Below are 3,651 nucleotides of genomic sequence, written 5' to 3' on the forward strand. Positions count from 1 at the left end.
ACCTTAAGCACCTTGGCTAAGCGACATTCACAGCGGCTCAGTGAGCAGGTTGTCCTTAACTCCATGCCTCACCCCCAGGAAAACCTCTCAGATATGGCTTTTGCCCTACAAACCTTGGGGCAACTTTGGTTAACTGGAAGTTCAGTAGACTGGTCGAGGGTTTACAGTGAGCAGACCTGTTATCGTATTCCCTTACCTACCTATCCCTTCGAGCGGCAGCGATACTGGATTGAACAGACAGAGTCTTACAATGGTTTGAATTCAGCAACTGCTGGAATCTCCACAGCCAAGTTTAGTTCGACTACTAGTGCGCCCCCTAGACTAGTACCTAGTAATAATAGGTCAAGCCGCAGTTCTGACCCAGCAGATTGGTTTTACCTGCCCTCCTGGAAGCGCGTTTCCTTGCCCTACCCTCTGGCTTCAACTAATTCAGGCACATGCTGGCTGGTATTTCTCGATCCCTATGGTGTAGGAGTTTCCCTTGTGGAAGCTTTGCAGGCAAATGCAGAAACGGTTTGTGTTGTTGAGATAGGCGATCGCTTTGAGAAACCATCTGTCAATCCTAACGATACTGAAACCGGTCTACCATCTTATCGCCTTAATCCTGGTCGAGCGGAAGATTACCATACTTTAATGCAAGACCTGAAGACAACAGAATGCTGGCCAACGCAGATAGTTCACCTCTGGACGGTGACTGCTCCTTCTACCCTGTCTGACCGAGAAACTTTTAAGGATAGACTTCATAATCTTGAAACTATACAAGACCTAGGCTTTTATAGCTTAGTATTTCTGGCACAAGCTTTGGGTAAGTACGATACCAAATCAGAAACCTGCCAATTGACAGCAATCTCTAATGGGATGCAGGTAGTTGTAGGTACAGAGCTAAATGCCCCTGAAAAAGCAACGGTATTGGGACCAATCCAAATCATCAGTACCGAATATCCTCACATCACCTGCCGGAGTATTGACTTAGACTTTGATGTCGATCGCCCTTTCACCAAGTCCAGTGCCTCGAAAGTGTTGGCCGAGTTGCGGACTCCCATTACCGAACCCGCGATCGCTTACCGAGGAGGGTATCGCTGGGTTCGCACCTTCGAGCAAGTGCCCCTACCTGCCGTAAACCCTGATCAATTACGGCTCAAACCCCAGGGGGTATATTTAATTACCGGCGGTTTAGGGGGAATTGGTCTGGAGATTGCAACCTACCTAGCCGAAACCGTGCAAGCCAAGTTAGTTCTGATCAGCCGATCGCCCATTCCACCCCGTGCCACATGGCTTCAATGGCTGGCTGAAAAAGATTCAGACAACCCGACCAGTCATAAAATTCGCAAGGTCCAGGAAATGGAAGACCTTGGGGCAGAGGTTTTAATCTGTTGCGCCGATGTGACTGATTACCAGGGGATGGAACGGGCGATCGCCCAGGCGCACACCCAGTTCGGTGGGATTCACGGTGTCATTCATGGGGCTGGAGTGGCCGGTGGTGGGTTAATTCAATTGAAAACTCGCGCGATCGCAACCGAGCATATGGCCTGTAAGTTGCAAGGCACTCTGATTCTAGATGTTCTGTTGCAGGATTGCGAACTTGATTTTGTTGTTTTATTCTCTACCTTGAATACAGTGCAGCCAGCTGTTGGCCAAGTCGATTACTGTGCTGCCAATGCCTTTCTAGATGCCTTTGCTTGGGCGCAAACAGCCACAAGAGATTCCTTGACTATTTCCATTAATTGGAATGGTTGGCAAAAGGTTGGCCTAGCCGCAGCCGCAGCCCGCAATCCGCGTTTAGCTCACAATTACCGTAATTTTGATGACTTCCTTTCGCCAGCAGAAGGTGTTGAGGCATTTGCACGAATTTTACATCAACCCTTTCCTCAAGTTCTGGTTTCAACTACAGATCTCCAGGTGAAGCTGCAGGAGACCAGATCAGAGTTCGATAATCATCCCCCTGACCCTACTCCAACGCCGACCAAAGCGTCACTAACAACAGCTGCTTCTACACCAACGACTACTATTCATTCGCGTCCCAACTTATCTATCCCTTATATTGCTCCTCGAAACCATGATGAGCAAACTGTAGTCGAAATTTGGCAAAACATCTTAGGGATTGAACCGATTGGCATTAACGATAGCTTCCTGGAACTAGGGGGAGATTCCCTAATTGCCACTCAAATTGTGACCCGACTGCGGGAAGTTATGGCAAGTCACCTTTCTGTTGCCAGTTTATTTGAGACACCCACCATTGCCATGCTAGTGGCTTCTGTGAAAGAGTCCCGCCAACCCAAATCACCGACCCCTGATTCCCAGTCCAACGAAAGGGAGGAAATTGAACTGTGAGACCTATCCAAGACTTTCTAGCTGAACTCAATGCTCTAGATATTAACCTTTGGGTCGATCCCAACAATAATAACCCACAGACAGATCTAGGACAGGTTCGCCTGCGGTGTAATGCCCCCAAAGGTGTTTTAACTCCTGTTTTTAAAGAACAGTTATCCGCTCGGAAAGCAGAAATCATTGCTTATCTACAACAGCACTCCCAGACGAAACCGGATTCACTATCAGGAACCGTTGGGATTGGGCCCAAGCTATTACCAGTAGCCCGCACTGGCTTGATTCCCTTGTCTTTTGCTCAACAGCGACTTTGGTTTCTAGACCAACTAGAATCGGGCCTCAGCACAGATTACAACGTTCCTAGTCCTCTGGAATTAAAGGGACCGCTCAATGTGAGTGCTCTAGAACAGACATTGCAAGAAATTGTCCGTCGCCATGAGATTCTGAGGACTAACATTCAAGTTATTGAGGGAGAAGTCCAGCAGGTGATCCACGCGGAACTCCCACTACAGTTTCCTCTGGTAGACTTGCAATACCTCAATGAGCCAGCACAAACAGCCGAAGTCCAAAAACTTTTGATTAAGGATGAGCAAACCCTGTTTAACTTGGCTCGCGATCCCTTAATGCGAGTCACTCTGGTGCGTCTTAGTCCCCAACATCACATTTTACTGCTGAATTTTCACCATATCGTTTTTGACGGCTGGTCGGCAGGGGTGTTCATGCAAGAGTTTGCTGAGCTTTATCAAGCTTTCTGTGCAGGGCAACCTCCCCTCTTACCTCCCTTGCCCATTCAATACGCCGATTACGCGATTTGGCAGCGGCAATGGCTCCAAGGTGCAGAACTGGATCGTCAATTGCAGTACTGGCAGCAGCAGTTTGCGGAACTGCCTCCGTCCTTAGAACTCCCAAGCATTCAGTCTTACAAACCGGGAGAACCAGTGCAGGGTTGTCGGGAAACTTTTGAGATTGCCCCAGAGTTAACTGAGAAGTTACGGCAACTAAGTCGCTCGGTGGGAGCAACCTTATTTATGACCGTTCTGGCGGCTTATACGGTTCTCCTCTACCGCTATAGTGCCCAAGAAGATTTGACCATTGGTGTGCCTTTAGCTGGTCGCAATCGCAAACAGATTGAGCCACTGATTGGTTTTTTTGTGAATACTTTAGCCTTGCGCTTCAATCTGGAGGGAAACCCGAGCTTTCGGACTCTGGTTGGGCGGGTACGTCGGCAGGTTTTGGATGCACAGGATCATCAGGATTTACCATTTGAAAAACTGGTGGAGGTTTTACAGCCCGATCGCGATCGCAGCCATAGTCCCCTGTTTCGGG

At 48.6% G+C, this 3,651-nt stretch carries 2 protein-coding genes; both read left to right on the forward strand.

Features of this window, described 5'->3' with window-relative positions:
• Positions 1-2,331: SDR family NAD(P)-dependent oxidoreductase (locus F6K57_RS39620; protein WP_293074262.1), on the forward strand; the 2,331-nt coding region annotated here is incomplete at its 5' end.
• Positions 2,328-3,651: condensation domain-containing protein (locus F6K57_RS39625; protein WP_293074265.1), on the forward strand; the 1,324-nt coding region annotated here is incomplete at its 3' end. The genes F6K57_RS39620 and F6K57_RS39625, both read left to right, overlap by 4 nt.

Origin of the sequence: Moorena sp. SIO4A5 (assembly GCF_010672005.1) — a bacterium.
In the GTDB taxonomy this organism is placed as follows: domain Bacteria; phylum Cyanobacteriota; class Cyanobacteriia; order Cyanobacteriales; family Coleofasciculaceae; genus Moorena.